The 16,758-nt window shown below is 40.5% G+C and carries 23 protein-coding genes; 2 read left to right on the top strand and 21 right to left on the bottom strand.

The window, feature by feature from the left end:
* Positions 1–2 precede the first annotated feature (2 nt).
* From ACZ5XX_RS03340 to ACZ5XX_RS03300, 9 genes are all read right to left on the bottom strand, one after another.
* The gene (locus tag ACZ5XX_RS03340; RefSeq protein WP_464585604.1) at positions 3–824 is read right to left on the bottom strand and encodes a CBS domain-containing protein; all 822 of its coding nucleotides are present in this window, start codon (positions 822–824) and stop codon (positions 3–5) included.
* Positions 825–839: 15 nt separating this feature from the next.
* Positions 840–1,679, bottom strand: coding sequence for a CBS domain-containing protein (locus ACZ5XX_RS03335; protein WP_464585602.1), 840 nt, complete (start codon positions 1,677–1,679; stop codon positions 840–842).
* A gap of 25 nt (positions 1,680–1,704) precedes the next feature.
* Entirely contained in the window at positions 1,705–2,646 is a 942-nt protein-coding gene (locus ACZ5XX_RS03330; protein WP_464585600.1) for a CBS domain-containing protein, read from the bottom strand.
* A gap of 102 nt (positions 2,647–2,748) precedes the next feature.
* Positions 2,749–3,555 carry a CBS domain-containing protein gene (locus tag ACZ5XX_RS03325; protein WP_464586187.1) on the bottom strand — a complete coding sequence of 269 codons (807 nt, stop codon included), beginning with the start codon at positions 3,553–3,555 and terminating at the stop codon, positions 2,749–2,751.
* 7 nt (positions 3,556–3,562) lie between these two features.
* On the bottom strand, positions 3,563–4,126 hold the full coding sequence (locus ACZ5XX_RS03320) for a CBS domain-containing protein (RefSeq protein WP_464585597.1): 564 nt from the start codon (positions 4,124–4,126) through the stop codon (positions 3,563–3,565).
* 12 nt (positions 4,127–4,138) lie between these two features.
* A complete protein-coding gene (locus ACZ5XX_RS03315; protein WP_464585595.1) occupies positions 4,139–4,831 on the bottom strand; it encodes a 7-carboxy-7-deazaguanine synthase QueE in 693 nt (230 codons plus the stop codon).
* Between the two features lie 5 nt (positions 4,832–4,836).
* Positions 4,837–5,319, bottom strand: coding sequence for a 6-carboxytetrahydropterin synthase (locus ACZ5XX_RS03310; RefSeq protein WP_464585593.1), 483 nt, complete (start codon positions 5,317–5,319; stop codon positions 4,837–4,839).
* Complete coding sequence (locus tag ACZ5XX_RS03305; protein ID WP_464585590.1) at positions 5,303–5,884, bottom strand: DUF366 family protein; 582 nt, start codon at positions 5,882–5,884, stop codon at positions 5,303–5,305. The genes ACZ5XX_RS03310 and ACZ5XX_RS03305 overlap by 17 nt, the downstream gene beginning before the upstream one ends.
* Positions 5,884–6,255 carry a PPC domain-containing DNA-binding protein gene (locus ACZ5XX_RS03300; protein WP_464585588.1) on the bottom strand — a complete coding sequence of 124 codons (372 nt, stop codon included), beginning with the start codon at positions 6,253–6,255 and terminating at the stop codon, positions 5,884–5,886. The genes ACZ5XX_RS03305 and ACZ5XX_RS03300 overlap by 1 nt, the downstream gene beginning before the upstream one ends.
* Positions 6,256–6,321: 66 nt before the next feature.
* On the opposite strand from ACZ5XX_RS03300, the gene ACZ5XX_RS03295 reads away from it, so the two are divergent.
* Together ACZ5XX_RS03295 and ACZ5XX_RS03290 are read left to right on the top strand one after the other, a co-directional pair.
* The gene (locus ACZ5XX_RS03295) at positions 6,322–7,338 is read left to right on the top strand and encodes a DNA polymerase subunit beta (RefSeq protein ID WP_464585586.1); all 1,017 of its coding nucleotides are present in this window, start codon (positions 6,322–6,324) and stop codon (positions 7,336–7,338) included.
* 320 nt (positions 7,339–7,658) lie between these two features.
* Positions 7,659–8,252: a CRISPR-associated protein Cas4 gene (locus tag ACZ5XX_RS03290; RefSeq protein WP_464585584.1), complete on the top strand. Its 594-nt coding sequence runs from the start codon at positions 7,659–7,661 to the stop codon at positions 8,250–8,252.
* A 301-nt stretch (positions 8,253–8,553) separates the two neighbouring features.
* On the opposite strand, the gene ACZ5XX_RS03285 is transcribed toward ACZ5XX_RS03290, so the two are convergent.
* Genes ACZ5XX_RS03285 through ehbF form a run of 12 tightly spaced genes read right to left on the bottom strand, consistent with a single transcriptional unit; the run spans position 8,554 to position 16,754 of the window.
* Complete coding sequence (locus ACZ5XX_RS03285; RefSeq protein WP_464585582.1) at positions 8,554–9,210, bottom strand: DUF5612 domain-containing protein; 657 nt, start codon at positions 9,208–9,210, stop codon at positions 8,554–8,556.
* Between the two features lie 6 nt (positions 9,211–9,216).
* Entirely contained in the window at positions 9,217–9,459 is a 243-nt protein-coding gene (locus ACZ5XX_RS03280) for an energy-converting hydrogenase B subunit P (RefSeq protein ID WP_464585580.1), read from the bottom strand.
* 16 nt (positions 9,460–9,475) lie between these two features.
* Entirely contained in the window at positions 9,476–10,456 is a 981-nt protein-coding gene (locus ACZ5XX_RS03275; protein WP_464585578.1) for a respiratory chain complex I subunit 1 family protein, read from the bottom strand.
* A 5-nt stretch (positions 10,457–10,461) separates the two neighbouring features.
* Positions 10,462–11,544: a hydrogenase large subunit gene (locus ACZ5XX_RS03270; RefSeq protein ID WP_464586185.1), complete on the bottom strand. Its 1,083-nt coding sequence runs from the start codon at positions 11,542–11,544 to the stop codon at positions 10,462–10,464.
* A gap of 51 nt (positions 11,545–11,595) precedes the next feature.
* Positions 11,596–12,042, bottom strand: coding sequence for an NADH-quinone oxidoreductase subunit B family protein (locus ACZ5XX_RS03265; RefSeq protein ID WP_464585576.1), 447 nt, complete (start codon positions 12,040–12,042; stop codon positions 11,596–11,598).
* A 12-nt stretch (positions 12,043–12,054) separates the two neighbouring features.
* On the bottom strand, positions 12,055–12,549 hold the full coding sequence (locus ACZ5XX_RS03260) for a 4Fe-4S binding protein (RefSeq protein WP_464585574.1): 495 nt from the start codon (positions 12,547–12,549) through the stop codon (positions 12,055–12,057).
* Between the two features lie 15 nt (positions 12,550–12,564).
* Positions 12,565–13,914, bottom strand: coding sequence for a 4Fe-4S binding protein (locus ACZ5XX_RS03255; protein WP_464585572.1), 1,350 nt, complete (start codon positions 13,912–13,914; stop codon positions 12,565–12,567).
* Between the two features lie 17 nt (positions 13,915–13,931).
* On the bottom strand, positions 13,932–14,168 hold the full coding sequence (locus ACZ5XX_RS03250; protein ID WP_464585570.1) for an energy-converting hydrogenase B subunit J: 237 nt from the start codon (positions 14,166–14,168) through the stop codon (positions 13,932–13,934).
* A gap of 13 nt (positions 14,169–14,181) precedes the next feature.
* On the bottom strand, positions 14,182–14,631 hold the full coding sequence (locus ACZ5XX_RS03245; protein WP_464585568.1) for an MnhB domain-containing protein: 450 nt from the start codon (positions 14,629–14,631) through the stop codon (positions 14,182–14,184).
* A 3-nt stretch (positions 14,632–14,634) separates the two neighbouring features.
* A complete protein-coding gene (locus ACZ5XX_RS03240) occupies positions 14,635–14,913 on the bottom strand; it encodes an EhbH (RefSeq protein WP_464585565.1) in 279 nt (92 codons plus the stop codon).
* Positions 14,906–15,244, bottom strand: a complete 339-nt coding sequence (locus ACZ5XX_RS03235) for an energy-converting hydrogenase B subunit G, EhbG (RefSeq protein WP_464585564.1) — start codon at positions 15,242–15,244, stop codon at positions 14,906–14,908. The genes ACZ5XX_RS03240 and ACZ5XX_RS03235 overlap by 8 nt, the downstream gene beginning before the upstream one ends.
* A gap of 16 nt (positions 15,245–15,260) precedes the next feature.
* Entirely contained in the window at positions 15,261–16,754 is a 1,494-nt protein-coding gene (ehbF, locus tag ACZ5XX_RS03230) for an energy conserving hydrogenase EhbF (protein ID WP_464585562.1), read from the bottom strand.
* Positions 16,755–16,758 lie beyond the last annotated feature (4 nt).

Here is a 16,758-nt window from a genome sequence, read left to right as displayed (position 1 = left end):
AGTTAACCCCCCTCCATTTCAATTATAAGATCTAATATGTCGCTTTTGGTTATTATACCTGTGAGTGTCCCCTCATCATCTAATACTGGGAAACCACCGTATCCTGTTTCTATCATCTTTGATGCTGTTTTTGATATGTTATCTGTTGCTTTCACTGTTTTAACGTTTTGTGTCATGAGATCTTCTACGAGTAGGTTTCTTATCCTTGCACTCTTGTATTTGTCAGGGACTACTTTCCTGAAGGCTATCATTGAACGTGCTATATCCTTTGATGTGATGATCCCTACGAGTTCTCCATCTTCAATGACTGGTAGTCTTCCTATGTCCGCATCTATCATTAGTCTCCTGGCATGTATCATCCTCTCTGTTGGTTCTATGGTTATGAGCTCTGAACTCATCACGTCTTCCACTAGCCATTTTTCATAGGGTTTGCCTTTGCACATTTCTAGTATGTCTGTCTTGGTGAGTATCCCGACTAATCTATCATCATCTATGACTGGTAGGCTTCCTATACGATTTTCTAGCATTATATCGGCTGCCGTGCTCACGTCCATGTTGATATCTGCTGTTATAAGATTTGGGCTCATAACAGTTGATACATGGAAGTGTGATGGTGCCAAGTTCCCATATCTTGAAGATCCAAGTTTTTTGGCTATATCCTTTTCAGTTATTATCCCAACAACCTCTTTTATATGCTCATTGTTGGTGTTTATGACCACGAGGCGTGAGATATTATTCTTTTTCATTACCCGTAAAGCATCACAAATGTTTTGATCTTTATCAATACAGGTGACGTTCTGATTCATGAGATATTTTATCTTCATATAATCCCCCTATGATTATTGTATGCCTTTTATGATGTCTGTTTTTGTTATTATACCCTTGAGTTGATTTTTTCCGTCTACTATGGGGATTCCGCTAATTTTCTCCTTTAACATTATGTTAGCGGCTTCAGCGGCATCGGCATCCTCTTCTAGTTTTATAAGATCTTTTGTCATGATGTCTCCTGCTGTTAACATAGAAACCATCCTGACCTTCTTTTTCTCTTTTGATGCTCTCCCTATGAAATAGATCTTCTCGAGAGGCACCCCGGTCTTTGGGTCTTCAAGTTGGGCGAATGATATGTTCTCTGATGTTATGATCCCCACCGGCTCTTTGTCTTTAATTACAACGATTCTCCCTATCCTATTTTCTTCCATTAAACTTATTACATGGGCTATCGTATGATTCTCTGTGACCGTGATAACATTCTTTGTCATGAGATCAGAGACTCTCCATCTGCCCTTACATTTTTCAGTATAAACTCTGAGAAGGTCTGTTTTTGTTATTATACCAACAAGTTTCCCATCCTCTACCACAGGTAGGGAGCTTATATTATTCCTTAGCATGATGTCCACAGCCTCTCTTATATCTGCGGCGGCCGGTACACTTATAATGTCTTTACTCATCACTCTCTTTATGGATATCTTGTCTATTGGTCTTCTACGCCATGTTGGCCCAGCCACCCTCAATTTGCGAGTTATATCCTTTTCTGTTACTATCCCAACTGGTTTTCTCTCGCTGTCCACCACGACTATGTGGCTTATCCCATGTTTTAGCATTAAGTTCCTGGCATAGGAAACCTGTTGGGTGTCTGGCATTACCGTTACTGTTGCGGTCATCACGTCCTCGACTTTCATCTTCTCCCACCTATCAAAAAATGAGTTAAAGAGCTATGGCTCTTAGTAGGTCGCTTTCAGTTATTATACCTAGAAGTTCCTCGTAGTCGACTACCGGCACTCCCCCGATATCGTTTTCGGCCATTATCTTGTATAATTGTCCTAGTGTACTTGTTGAGTTTATTGTGACCACCTTCTTCTCCATTATTTCATTTACCGGGGTGTTGAGGGCTTCTTCTGCACTATTTGTTTTTATGGTGTCGAATACCCTGTTGGATCCTAGGAATTCTAGTATGTCAGTGGATGTTACGATCCCTACAAGTTTTTCCTTTTCTGGGTGGGGTGTCTTCCTCTCTTCTCCGACTATTGGCAATCTTCTGAATTGGTTTCTTACCATTATCTTGGAGGCTCCTTCGATTGGCGTGCCTGGAGTCGTTGTTATGAGATTTTCTGTCATGTGATCTGCTACTATCTCATCATTTAGGACTCCTGCCATTAAGAATACGAAGTCTCTCTCCGAGACTATCCCTACTAATTTTTTTTCATGGTTGACAACTGGTAATGCCCCGATATTATATTTGAGCATTTTTTTAACCGCATCTGTTATGGAATCTTTCGGGGTTATATATTTAACTTTACGTGTCATTATTTTCCTTATAGGTTCGTTTATGGCTGCGAGGAAGTTATCATCATATTTTTCTTCGAGGATATTGGATTTGTCTCCTCCCCCTAGAAAATCGAGGATATCCATTGATGTTATTATCCCTAAGAGTTTTCTTGTGCCTGGGTCTGTTATTGGAAGCCTTCTGAACCTGTTTTTAACCATTATCTCAGCGGCTTCCTTAATATTTATGGTGGGTGGTATTGAAACCACTTCTTTTTGGGCGATGGTCATAACATCGCCTTCATGTTCAAATTTTCTGCTCTCAAATTCCACCGGACCGCGGTCCAATGATTTTACTATGTTTATGGTGTCTTTTTTCCTCATTAACACACCTCACAGTGCTTATTAATAATCGTGAAAATTTTATTAAAAAATTGGTTAGATACGATAGAAACCCTAAACTCTAGGGGTGACATCACCACACCTTTAAGAATAAATATAAGCCTTCAATATATCCTCTCTTGAAACTATACCAACAAGTTTACCCTCTTTAGCCCTTTGAGGGTCGCTTTTAACATATATTGGATCTTTGACTACTGGGAGTCTCCCCACATCCCTTGTTACCATTATCGTTGCCGCTTCATCAATTGGCATCTCCTTTGTAGCCACTATAGGTGGGGTTTGCATTATCTTCTCCACTGGCATGGCCTTAACATCCCCTGATTCCTTCACGATACGGGCATGACCATACCTTATAAGATCTTTTCTCGTTATTATACCAATTAATTTACCCTCTTTCATTACAGGCAATCCTGAATAACCTGATTCATCCATCTTATTCCAAACTTTGGAGAGTGGATCCTTTATATCGCATACTACAACCCTTTCTGTTAAAACTTCACCCACTTTTTCCTTTTTTGGCGGGATCTTCCTTTCAATAAAACCTGCCAATATATCATAGACACTTAATATCCCTACTAGTTTCATATTATCAGTGGATTCCACTACAGGGGCTTGTATCTCCTTAGCCTTTATTAGGAGGTCGGCTGCCTTGTATACGTCCATTTCTGGGAGGAGTAGGACATCCGGCTTCTCCATCATCCCCCCTGCTTCAATATTGGATTTTGTGGCTGAAATATGGAGTACATCACCTCTTGTGATTAATCCTTCAAGATGCTCTCCGTTTACAACAGGAACGCATCTAAAATCCTCCTCGCGGAGTATGGATCTCACACGTGTAATTGCCATGTCAACTGGGACCGCCACTGGATTAGGAGTCATTAAGTCTTCCACTTTCAAATCATTCACCCTCTAATTCCTCCTTACACTCCTCACACACATACTTACCATCATATTCTTCAAGATATTCTGCGAAAGTCCCGCAAATCTCACAGATACCTGGTAAGGGTCTTTCTTCTTCAGCATATGCTGTTGTATTCTCCTCAAAACGTGCGCTTTCAACTAATATTTCAGTGAGTTCAGGTGAAACAGCCATCACGTCTGTGGATGTTAATATACCTACTAATGAGCCGTCCTTTACCACTGGTAGTCTTCTTATATTGTTTCTAGCCATTAATCTGGCGGCTTCGTTCAATTCCCTTTCAGGTTCTATAGTGATAAGGTTTTTGGTCATGATTTCTCCTATGGTAACCTCGCTCGCCCTCAAATCCTTGGAGACAACCTTCCGGATTATATCACTTTCTGTTATTAACCCTTCTGGTTCTGCATTGCTCTTCACGATTAAGCTCCCCACCCTTTCCTTTGTCATGATATATGCTGCTTCAGCGACGCTGATACTTGGATCTACAGTTACCACGTTTGTTGTCATGGCATCATGGACTGTCATCTTTGTTTCAACATCCATCACCTAAACCTCCTATCTTAGATTTAAAATCTTGTGAACCTGGGGTATTAACCGTACCTTAAAGTGCCTCCCTACTTCCTCCGAGATCTTTAACAGCTGAGGAGCGCTCCCAATCCAATAATCTAATGGACTACTTGGTTGGATCACTATAGGCGTCCTATAAGGTTCTGAAATCTCATTTTGGAGTTTATGGGCTATTCTCCCAACATGGGATGGGAGTGTGGTTGGCAAAACCACCACCTTGAGATATGTATTTACACCTCTTTTTATTAATATGTTTATTGACTTAATCTCTTTTTTTATAATTTCCCAGGTGCCAACATGCTCTGGCAATTTTATATCAACAGATGCATAATCTATTAGATGGGCTATTTTTTTAATCTCACTTGGTAGGGACCCGTTAGTTTCCAACAGCGACTTATAATCCATTTCATGCAAAAGATTTTTTATAAAATCGGCGTAGAGTAAAGGTTCGCCCCCTGTCAGACTGATTGAATGAAGATCAGGGGTCTCAAGTTCCTTTATCCTAGATTTAAGATCTTGTATACTGGTAGGTTCCCCTATCTGGGGGTTTCTGCTCTCAGGAGTGTCACAGTATCTGCAGTTGAGGTTACAACCTGCAAATCGTACGAATATTTGCCTGCAACCGACTAGGAGCCCCTCACCTTGTATGCTGGAGAAAACTTCCATTATAGGGGCCCTCATATCCTCTACACTCCTGGGTAGGTGAAAATAGCACCTTGTCCTATTCCCTCATTCACACAAACTTTAACATTCCTTATCATCTTATTATATTCTCTCAGCTCTCCATAAAGTTCTTTGGCGAAATATTCTGCAAGTCCCTCCGCGGAAGTGGATTGTATGGGTAATAGGCAGCAGTCCTCCCTTGGGATTTTATATTCCTTCCCAGAGACTTGAAATTCTACCTTGTCCTCACCCACCTGGATGTCCATTAATGGACTCTTTAATGGCACTAGTAGTCGGTGGTCTAGCTTCTTGCAGATTTTTCGCATTATACCCTTAACATCTTTGAAATCGACTATGAACCCATGTTTTCCTGTTGGCTCGCCTTCCACTTCCACATCAACTATATAAGAATGTCCATGAATTACTCCGCAAGATTCGTGCTCGGGTATCATATGTGCTGCTGAAAATCTCAAATTAGCATGGATTCCTTCAATGATTATCTTCAACATTTATCACCCTGGTCTTTGTGATATCCTCTTCTATTAAACTGATGTCTTGGATGTACTTTTTGGCCACATCACTCACAATCCCTATTATGTTATCTTCTCCCAGATCCTTATAATCTAGTATTCCTATTGTTTCAACATCCGCTGGGGTTCCCTTGCTTGTTATGTTCATTCCAAGGTGTATTTTCATACTTGAAAGTGATGCTGTGGCTACCGATACGGTAAGTTTACCATGGCCTATGTAGAGGTCATCACCTTCTCTCTTTGTGGGTATGCCTTGTTTCCATAATTCTTCCTGTAGTATCATTACAAGCATTCTCTGGCGATGGTATGCTAATCTCAGATTTGCTGGTTGTTCATCAAAATGTTCCACTATAAAATGGGCCATCTTATCAGCCTTTATCTCGAGGCCCGTGTCCTCATAATCCATGATATCTTTTATGTTCATGGGGCCGATCCAAGTTATTATACTTGGACCTTTAATGTTGAGTTCATTAAGGGCCCAATTTGGTCTTATCTGGGTGCCATCATATAATATTCTATCCTTGAGGTGTTCATGTATCATCAAAACCCTCCCACGTCCAATTCCATAAAACCGGTCTCTTTGTCTTTTAACCTTTTTAGCGTCCCATTATATGGTAAAATTGCGATTTCTACGGTTGTGTGGACTTTGCATCCTCTCTTTAGGTGTCCCCCCATCATCTTCCCGTGTTTGTTGGCCACTGCAATGTGTACATGTATGCCATTTACTGTGATTGTACCTTGTATGGAGATTATCTCAAGTGGACCTTTAACTTTCACTATTTTTTCATCTGCCAACCTTAAAGTGGCCTTTTCCAGACTTCCAATACCTGATACTATTATGCCACTTTTATCCTTTATCTTTAAAAGTTCCTCTTTCAAGTCCTGGGATGGTCTTATCCTCTTGACTATCATGATAAAAGCACATTTTCTCTTTTCTTTTGGTAAACTATTTATTAGTCTTCACATTTATTTTATCCTATGAGGTCAAGGCCAAGGGATTTTATATATACTGTGGATGATCTTTTCTTCGCAACTACTTCATATTTACACCCCGAGGATCGTATAATCGCATTTTTAAGGTACATACCTGATCCAGAGGGTGAAAGGTCAAGGGATGGGAGAAGATATTCTAAGGTGGATTCAGAGGGGGCCTACAGGTTCCTCAAAGAGAATTATCCGGCCTACTTATATGAGGCTGAGAATCTTGGGAAAATCATATTAGCAGTCCCTCATGAACTTATAGAAGAGATTCTAACACCAACAAGACGATTAAAAGAAATAATAGAAGGGGGACCCTCAGATGATCTGTTAGAGAAGGTTCTGATAATAGCTGACGCGTTCCATGAAGAAGCATCAATATCATATGATGACATGGGAGTTTCTGGTTCTATTCTACCATCATTACATGATCCCGAAAATTCAGATATCGACTTTGTCATCTATGGCCTTGAAAATCATAGGAAGGCCCTTGAAACATTCGCCCAACTTAAAGATCAAGGACCATTTAAGAGTTTGAGCGAAGATTATTGGTTAAAGGTTTATAAAAAACGCATCAAGGATGATAGTCTGAGTTTCAAGGAATTTTGCTGGTATGAAGAACGTAAGAATAATAGAGGGCTTGTAAGTGGCACATTATTCGATATTCTCGCGACTCGTAACTGGGATGAAATAAAGGGCTCATGGGCCGATACAATATATGAGCCTATGGGTAGGATAAAAATTGAGGCTAGGGTCTATGATGCTATGGCAGCATTCGATAACCCAGCCACTTATAAAGTTGAGGATGTTCGCATTTTAGAGGGTCCAATGGTGGATATAGATGAAGTTGTATCCTTTACACATACCTATGCTGGCCAGGCTAGGGAGGGTGAGTTTATAATAGCTGAGGGTAAATTAGAGAAATATACTGGTGTGAAGAACGGTTATAGGGTGGTTGTTGGAACTACAAGGGAAGCTTTCAATGAATATATAAAATTGAAAAATCTCCGAATATAGTTTTTTTTGTCTTGGAACTCTTAAATGGAGGAGAAGCTTTGCATGTTTTCGACAAAGGTTAAGGAACTTATATGGGGGGGTGAAACTTCCATCCACTATTACAATTGAAATGGTCGTATTCAGGATAGATAACTCTATATTATAGTAATATTATAATATTTTTTGTGGTGTTTTTTATGACTATACAGGTTTCTTTCATATCAGAATATCTTTTCTGCCCTTTTAAAGTCTATTTTATGGGAGAAACTGACCTGGAGAATATACAAAGAAATAGGCTCTTTAGGGAAGCTTATAACAATTTCAGGGATTTTGTGAGGGATTTGTTACCATTGATCAATAAAGAGATGGGAGTCAGTGAAATAGAAGACCTCCTGAGAAAAGAGATTGGAAGATTACCGGTTACAAGTGAAATCAAAAACTTACTTGAAATGGAGGCTAAGATAGAATCAGTTAAAATCAAAAGGCTAATGGATGTAACAGGAAAAAACGGCGGGGATATCATAGAATTCATAACAATCCCTAGTCTAAATGATTATAGGATCCATGACGACGACCTAGAACTTTCTGGGAATATTCATAGAATCGAGATCATCAAAGGAAAATATCATCCAGTTAAAATTAAAGTGGGTCTTCCCCCATTTAGGGGTGTTTGGGATTCCGACGCCCTTGAAATAGCCGCATATGCCCTACTAATAGAAAAAGAATTTAACAGTGAAGTTCTTTTAGGCTTCGTAGATTATATGATTGTAGGTGAAAGAAGACCAGTTACCATCGATTACACGCTCAGAGAAAATCTGCTCAGCATACTAGAAGAAATAAAAGGGGTGCTCAGTGGAGATACGCCATCAACAAAACCAAACCCAAGAAAATGTAAAAAATGTAATTACAATAATATCTGCCCAGATAACCTATAATTTTTTTATAGGGAAAAAGATAAGAATATATGGCGATTTATATGAAAAAAGAACTTCTAAAAAAAATGTGAGAATATAGACGATCCAAATATCATAAACACATACAAGGTACTCCCAGAGTTGATGGATAAAAAGAAGGTTAAAATGGAAGAAAAAGAAGAAAAGCTACCTTGAAATGGCCGAAAAGATAAAACCATCAAACATCCCAGTGCTGGAATTCGCCCTTAAAATAAAGTAGAGATATAAAAGACCCTGAGATCAAGAATAAAGCCAGTAAACTTATAAGAGCCATAGAAATGAACTAAAACCGTCTACCCCTAACCTTTTTTATATCGAATATAGCGGTATCTGCCACGGCCATAACAGCCATAACACCCGCCTGTATAGGATCAGTAACTACAAGATCCGCCTTTTCTGTGACACTACCAGGCATGTTAAGGCTTATAACAATAATATCCTGCTCTTTTTTAATTTTTTCCACAGCCTCGCTTATTTCACCACCCATAAGAGAACCGGCCAATACCAAAGCACCAACCCTCGGAAGCCTCCCAACAGCCAAAACAGCCTCAGCAAGTTCCTTTTCACCAACGAGTGGTATTGTGTCGACGCTTATCCTCTCACCTCTTATATTGTGCCTGTCAGCTTCACTTATAGCGCCCATGGCAACCTGTGAAACTTGCGCCCCGCCCCCAATGATTATTATACGCTTTCCATAGATATCTTCAAGTGGCCTGTGAACATCAACATCCAATACGCTTTCAAAGGATTTCAAATCCTTGATAAGCCCCTCTAAATCCCCCACATCTTCTAATTCCATGTAGATGGATCCTAATCTATCCTCTTCCACGTAAAGGTAGGCATAGCTTATATTTATACCCTTCTGGGCTATCATCTCAGTTATCTCACTGAGAACTCCCGGCCTTTCAACAGTTTTTATACTAATAGCAGTTACAACCATAATATCCTATTCTAATTTGGATTTCTCCCTCTTCCATAGGCTGAGGTAATTATCCCCATACTCTACTGGAGTTATCCTAAGTCCAAGTTTTCTGTGTTCTTCAATCCAATCCTCATCAAAGACTGGAACCTCTATTTTTATGTGTTCATCAGTCGGATTCACAACTATGAGATTCCTGTATGGGAAATCCCATTCTACTATGTATCCTCCAAGGCTTATAATATGATGAGGTCTTATAACCATCTTCATCTATACTCAACCCCCCTTATATGAATGCTGCCAAGAGCGCCACAACACCGAGTATTGTCGCCCCGAATGTCACAGGATAAAATTGTTTAAATGTGAAGATTGGAGCAAAGGCGCTGAAAGAAGCCATTAGCATTGGGAACAACACGGCCACGAGGATATTAACAAGTATGCCCCAAGTGAATATGCTTGGTGGCACGCCCAAAAACAATACTGAAAATAGCGTGGCAAGTGTGAACATGAGAAAACCCCTCATTATATAAACTAGTGCACGCCACTTGGCAGCATACTCCATGTATGGTCCCTCAATGACATCTGCCTTCGCCTTTAAAATGACAAATGGATACTCATTAAGGAGTATCATGTATCCTATAAAGAATACTATAGCCCCAATTACACCAGCTGCTGAAAAAAGTATTGGACCATGAACCTGCTGATAAGCTACTATATCCCCTAGTGATATGCTCCCACTGATAACCGCTGGGACGAATAATGCGATATATAATGGGAACGACCCGAATGCTATTAATCTGAATGCTCTCATGGCACTTATATCCTCTAGGAAGCTTCTCTGCACATTAGGGTGCTTAGCACCCTTGGCGAGGTCTGGGAATGGCATCCTAAGGGACATGACAGACTTTGAAAGGGAGCCCATGAAAACATATATGACCTCTTCTATTTTCAAGAAACCCACAATTGCAACTATACTTGCAAAAGCCCCCAGCTGATAAGTTTCAGGGACTGTGAAAAGGAATATAAAAAGCACAGATAATAATCCGATAAGTGGTAATGAATTGTATAATCTTGGCAATGGTGAATATGGCATTATGGTCTGCTTAAAAAAGAACTTCAAGGGGGCCATTATACCTGGACTAGAGATAGGTGGGCCTATTCTCTGCTGAACCCGTGCATGTATCAGTTTTCTTTCAAGGCCGGGGAGCCACAAGCTAACTATGAATCCGATAATGATTGTCCCAATGACGCCTAGAATAGAATACATTATGATCACCTTCTCTTGATTATTTCTATTGCACGATCTGTGCAAGTGAAGCAAGGATCGCATTGCACTATCCCAAGTTGAGCGTCTGTTATGTGATGGCCTATAAGCGCATATTGCATGGCACCTATATTAGCTATTGAAGGCGTTCTAATCACAACATTTCTAACCCTACCATCCTCGAGGGCGTAAGAATGGTATAATGTGCCCCTTGGAGCCTCAACATAACTTTTTGTTATATCAGTGTCTTGCATTTCCCAGCTCCTATCCACGACAGCCCCCTCTGGGAGGTTTTTTAGGGCCTGTTTTATTATCTTCACGGATTCAAAGATTTCGAAGACCCTGACGAGGAGATTAGACTTCACATCACCATCATCTTGTGTGATAACATCAAATTCGAATGGGTCATAGCATTCCATTTCCTTGCGCGTGTCAAATTCCACCCCAGTAGCTCTTAATGTTGGCCCTGTTACCGCTAGTCTAAGGGCGTCCTTTCTGTTGAGAGGACACACACCAGTTATGCGTGACATTATCATGGGGTCTGATGTGAAACGATCTGCGAACTCTTTCACTTTTCCTCTTATGTAATCTATGCCCTCTCTTATTTTCTGGACTTTCATCTCATCTAATTCTGCCCTTGGTCTAATCCCCCCGATGATAGGGACACCATATTGGACTCTGTTGCCTCCTATAATCCTTAGAAGTTCCATTACAGTCTCCCTTATATAGAATAATCTCATGGAGAATGTTTCATGTCCTAGGACCTCGTTACCATGGGCTAAGTATAGGAGGTGGCTATGTATCCTTTCAAGTTCAGCTACTATTATCCTTATATAACTGGCTCTTTCAGGTATTTCAACTTCCAATCCTTTTTCCGCGACTAAAACTGAATTCCACAAGTGTACACCGGAACATATCCCACATATTTTCTCTGTGAGACTATTGGCCTTCTCTACTGGGAGACCTTCCATTATACGTTCAACTCCCCTATGATTGACGCCTACTGTTATCTCAGCGTCTTTAACTATTTCATCTTCCACGAAGAGTCTGACACGGTATGGTTCTATGGCTGCTGAATGGACTGTTCCCATTGTGATCTCAGTTTCTATAACGTTTTTATCCAAATTTTGTCACCCCCATGATTATTTGGCTTCTAGGAGTTTTGGCAGTGCGGACACGGCCCCGGCTAGCACATCCTCTGGTCTCACTGCGCATCCTGGGATCTTGGCATCTACTGGTATTATTTCTTCAACTGGTCCAGCGATTTCTTCTGATGGTATGTCACCGTGGATGTTTTTATAAACGCCTCCCATGAGGGCGCATGCACCAGCTGCTATGACAAGTTTTGGTTCAGGTATTGCCTTGTAAATTTCCTTTAATGGTTTTTTGTTTTGTTTGGTCACCGGTCCTGTTACTATGAGTACATCTGCTTCCCTAGGATTCCATGTTAGGAATATTTTATATTGTTCTGCATCATATTTTGGGGAGAACACTGCATTCACGATTTCTATGTCGCAGCCATTGCAGCCACCTGTATATACTAGCATTGCATGGATGGCTCTGGCCCTTGCATATGATTTGATTCCCATTCAATCCCCCACTCACTCTCTTGAAGTTTTTTCACGTTCTAGGATGCTTTTATCTGATAAGAATTGTGTTATGAATTTCAGTTTCTCATCGGGTATTTTGACGGGTTTTTCGATGGCTTCTTTAACATCAAATTCTACAATGCCCACATCATTTGGGTGTATTGTCCCGGGTTCTCCAAATAAAGCATATAATGGGCAGAAGTCGTGACAATAATAACAATAGACGCATTTTTCAGAATCTAGGACTGGTATTTGCCTTTTGATAAGGCCTTCAGCTATCTCGATTGGTTCTTCAAGATCCTTCATTTGGATTGCCTTGGTGGGACAGGCATTTGAGCATCCTCCACAACCAATACATGGAATTTCGGCTACTTTGGGTGTTGGTTCAACTTTTCCCGTGAGTATCTTCTTTCTGAGTTCCATGTCTGTGACTCTATCAGCGGCAAAGAATATTCTTTTGATGTTAGTGTAGGCGCCTTCCAATAGTATCCTTAACAAGTTTTTCATAATATTATCCTCCTTTTATTTGGAGAGGCTGAATTCTCTTTCGAATAGTATGGCCTTGGCTGGGCAGATGTTGTTGCATGCTCCACAGTAAATGCACTTGTTTTCATCCACGACTATTCTATTCTCTGGTGTTTTCGTTATAGCGTCCTCTGGGCATGTTTCAATGCAGAGACCACACTTTATACATAATCTGTCATCTATTAGGGTGAATCCATCCTTTATTGTCTTTTTACGCATTGTGGTTTTTGGTATGGCATCTGTTGGGCAATGTATTCCACATTTTTCGCATAATATGCATTTATCGAAATCTACTTCGATGGAACCCCTCTTGAGGGTTATTGCATCTTTTGGACAAACCTCTGCACAAGTGCCGCAAGATATACAATCCTCGGAGACTGTACCATCCCATTTGACTTTTTGGAAGCTGCGTGCTTCATAAATGTCACAAGATTCTATACATTTTCCACAAGATACACAGTATCCTTTCAGCCTTCCATGAGCCCCGGATCTGAGGGTGCCTACTGGGCAAACATCTAAGCATGGTTTTTCTTCGCATTCTTCACATAATGATGGATCATAGCGTATTTTACCATCCACCATTTTAAGGGCGCCGGTTCCGCATACACTTGCACATAAACCACAGTTTAGACAAGAAACTATGATTCCTTCTAGTTCTTTTTCTGGTTTCCTTATTTGGACGGTGAAATCATCAGTATAGATTGCATTGTTTGGGCATTCTTCCATGCATTTGAGGCATAGTGTGCACTTTTCAGGGTCTATGGTTGTGTCCTTTATAGCCCCAACCGGACAAACATCTTCACATACCCTGCATTCACTGCATAAACCATCTCCTTCCAAATCTACAATTATAGCTCCTGTGGGACAATAATATTGGCACCTTTTACATTTGATGCATTTTTCAAGGTCTGTTATCACGTTTGTCCTTCCAACCTCCTTCTTTAGGGGCTTTCGTTTTTTGGGTATTTTAACGGCAAAATCCAGGGCCTCGAGGAATTTTAATTGGCGTTCTTCTATAAGGTCGAATGCATCTATGCGCGCATTAACTGGACAAGCTTCCTCACAGAGACCGCATCTGGCGCAGATACCCTTCACGATATCATCTTCTATTTTTATACTGTTAACTGGGCATACGTATTCGCATATGCCACATAGGTTGCATTTTGCCCTGTCAACAACGAATCCGCCATACTTATTTTGTTGTATTGCCTTGTTCGGACATTCTTCGGCGCAAGTGCCACAGGTGATGCAACTGAATGCTTTTCCATCGATTAATCTTATGGCGTCTGTTGGGCACGCTTTTACACATTCACCTATCCCCTCACATTTAGCTGTTGTTATGAACATTGATACTACTCTCCATTTTAGCCTCTTATTATCCTCCCTGCTATTATGCCTATAAAGGCGGCTATGAAACCACTTGCCAATGGTAAATCCTTGTAGTACGGGAATGGGCCTAGTTGCCATGCCATTAAAATCGCGGCTATAAGGATTACAATATAAGATGATATGGGAAATCTCACTTCTTCATCTTCTTTTATCCTTGTTCCGAGGATGAAACCTATCAGGAAGCCGAAGAGGCTTGGACCAATATATAACAATTTGTTTCCCCCATTATTCTCCTTTAAATTCTAGGAAGGTTATGACAACAGCGCTCAAACCCACCAACACCTTCAATCCTATTAATATGTTCAAGTATGGTATTATACCTGCATGTACTGCGTCCGGGTAATTGAAAACACTACTCATGCCTGGTAGGAGATTATACAAGTCCACTCCTATATTGTAGAGGAAGTAACCTGAAAATAGAATGCCGGCCAATCCCAAGAGTATGTAGCCTATGGCGCCTATACTCTCTAATGCTGCCATGAACCTGTGCGTGAATTTGAAAGGTGTCTTCTCAAACCCATAGACTATTGCACAGAATATGAATCCTGCGGCTATGATCGCACCACCCTGGAATCCTCCCCCAGGGGTTATATGGCCCCCTAGTATTGTTGAGATCCCAAGGCATATTATAAGTATTGATGCTGGGAATGCGAATATTTTAAGTATGGTGCTCATGCTCTATTTCCCTCCAAGTTCTACTTTTCCCCTTCCAAAGATGAGTAATGTTACAATAACTGCTGTAACTAATATTAAAGCCTCTTCAAGGGTATCATATCCTCTCCAGTCGAATACGACAATTGTAACCATGTTAGGGGCCATCCTTGTACCCACATAATTATATATGTAACTTATACCAGGATTAAGAACCCTATGAAGGCCTATTATGGTATTAAAGAGCGTGACTCCGAAAATAGCTAATGAAAATGTTGCTATAAGACTTCTGATCCCTTCAGACATTTATATTCCCCCAGTAGAGTAATGTTATTAAAACTCCAAAAGTTAAAATGACATAAAATATCATTTTATAAAAGGAGTCAGTTTGCTCCCTGCGTAGAATGACCGCAATAGGAGTCATTGAAAATAACATGAACCCCACCAATAATAAGAAAAGTACCATTATGTAAACATCTAGTTTCCTTATCATCAGTATTACTAGTAATATGGTGGATACGATGGTGAGTTCAGCTGTTAAAACAGCTGACACGGATATATTCGTTACCCGCGCCTCCATCCTAGTCTTTTTCTCTATCTCCCTTACCTTCTCTATTATGGCATCATATAATGTCATGATCTATCCCTCAACATTATAGCAGTCCATGGATTATGCTCCCAAATTGTGAAGTTGCAAGTTGCGGTAGGATACCGAGTATTGTGCAGATCACCAATAAGATTATCATGGAAAATATTGTAGAAGAAGGTATCCTCTCAGCTTTAACTTCAAGCCCCCTTGGCTCTGGTTTCAAATAAATTGAATAATATGCCTTCATAAAAGTCATGAATGTAACTATACTCAACAATATCATTATAATGGCAAGTTCGGGAAAACCAGCGCTTATAGCAGATTCTATAAGCATCAATTTGCTCTGGAAAACATTAAATGGTGGTATACCTGCCATTATAAAACCTGCTAAGATCATTAGCCCGGCAACGCCAGGTCTATACTTTAAAAGACCTCCCAGTTTATCTATTTCACTTATTCCTGTCTGGTAGAGTATCGTCCCAAAGCCCAGGAAAAGACAAGCAGTCACCAACGCCTCGTTCACAGCCTGGAAAAGACCTGCTGTTATGCTCATAGTAGTCCCCAATCCCAATCCTATCCCAATATAACCTAATTCTCCAACTGCAAGGAAACCTATTAAACGTTTGAAGTCTGTTTGCATGATAGCCATGCTAATACCAAGGGCCATGCCTGCAATAGAAAATATGATAATAGCCCACCTCACAACAGGAATATAATAGAATAATCTAAGTATAATAATGCCCAAGGCTACAAGAGTGAATACTGAAAACGCTTGGATGAGGGAAGCCGCATGTGGAAGGGCTTTACTGTACAATCCTGACTTTATTGTGTGGAATGGTGGCAAACCTGACCCATATAACCAGCCAAAGATTATTAAACCCGCTGCTGTTAAAAATATTGGATTGCCCTGGTCTATGAGCCCATTCCTCATGGCAAATATCATATCTGATATGTTAACATTCCCTATAGCACCCAATAACAGGGCCACGCCCAAGAGTAACATTGGAGCCGCAACACCCCCAAGGAAAAGATACCTTAAAGCCATTTTATAACTTCCCTTGATATTGGAAGAGAGTATGATACCGGCTTGTGAAATAGCAGCTATCTCAAAAAAGACATACAAGTTGAATATGTCGTCTGCCAGTACAATAGCTGTGACAGCTGCTGTGGCCATGAACATTAGGAAAGAGTAAACCCCAGATGGTTTTTTAACCTCGTTTAGTGATGTGAAGATCGCGAGGAACGCTACAATACCCAGTATAAAAATGAATATTCTCTGGGCGCTGTTGAATATGTATGTTATTGCAGGGTGGAATTTGACCAAATACGATCCAGTAATATATGCTGGCAGATACTCTGCTATGGTAGGATTCTCTGCGATTGGTGGGTATCCCCCAAAATAGTAGGCTCCATAACTTGCAATCAATGGGATTATCGGTAATATTATTGCAACGGTCAAAGCCAATATTTTGATCGTTCTATCCTTTTTATGGAGTAAATTCAAGAGTAGACCGCACAAGATTGGCAGTATCACCATCAGGGCAATAAGGGATTTCATATGT

It is taken from the genome of Methanothermobacter crinale, assembly GCF_055397825.1.
Note: the sequence above shows the minus strand (reverse complement) of the source record. Positions and strands in the feature narration are given on the sequence as shown.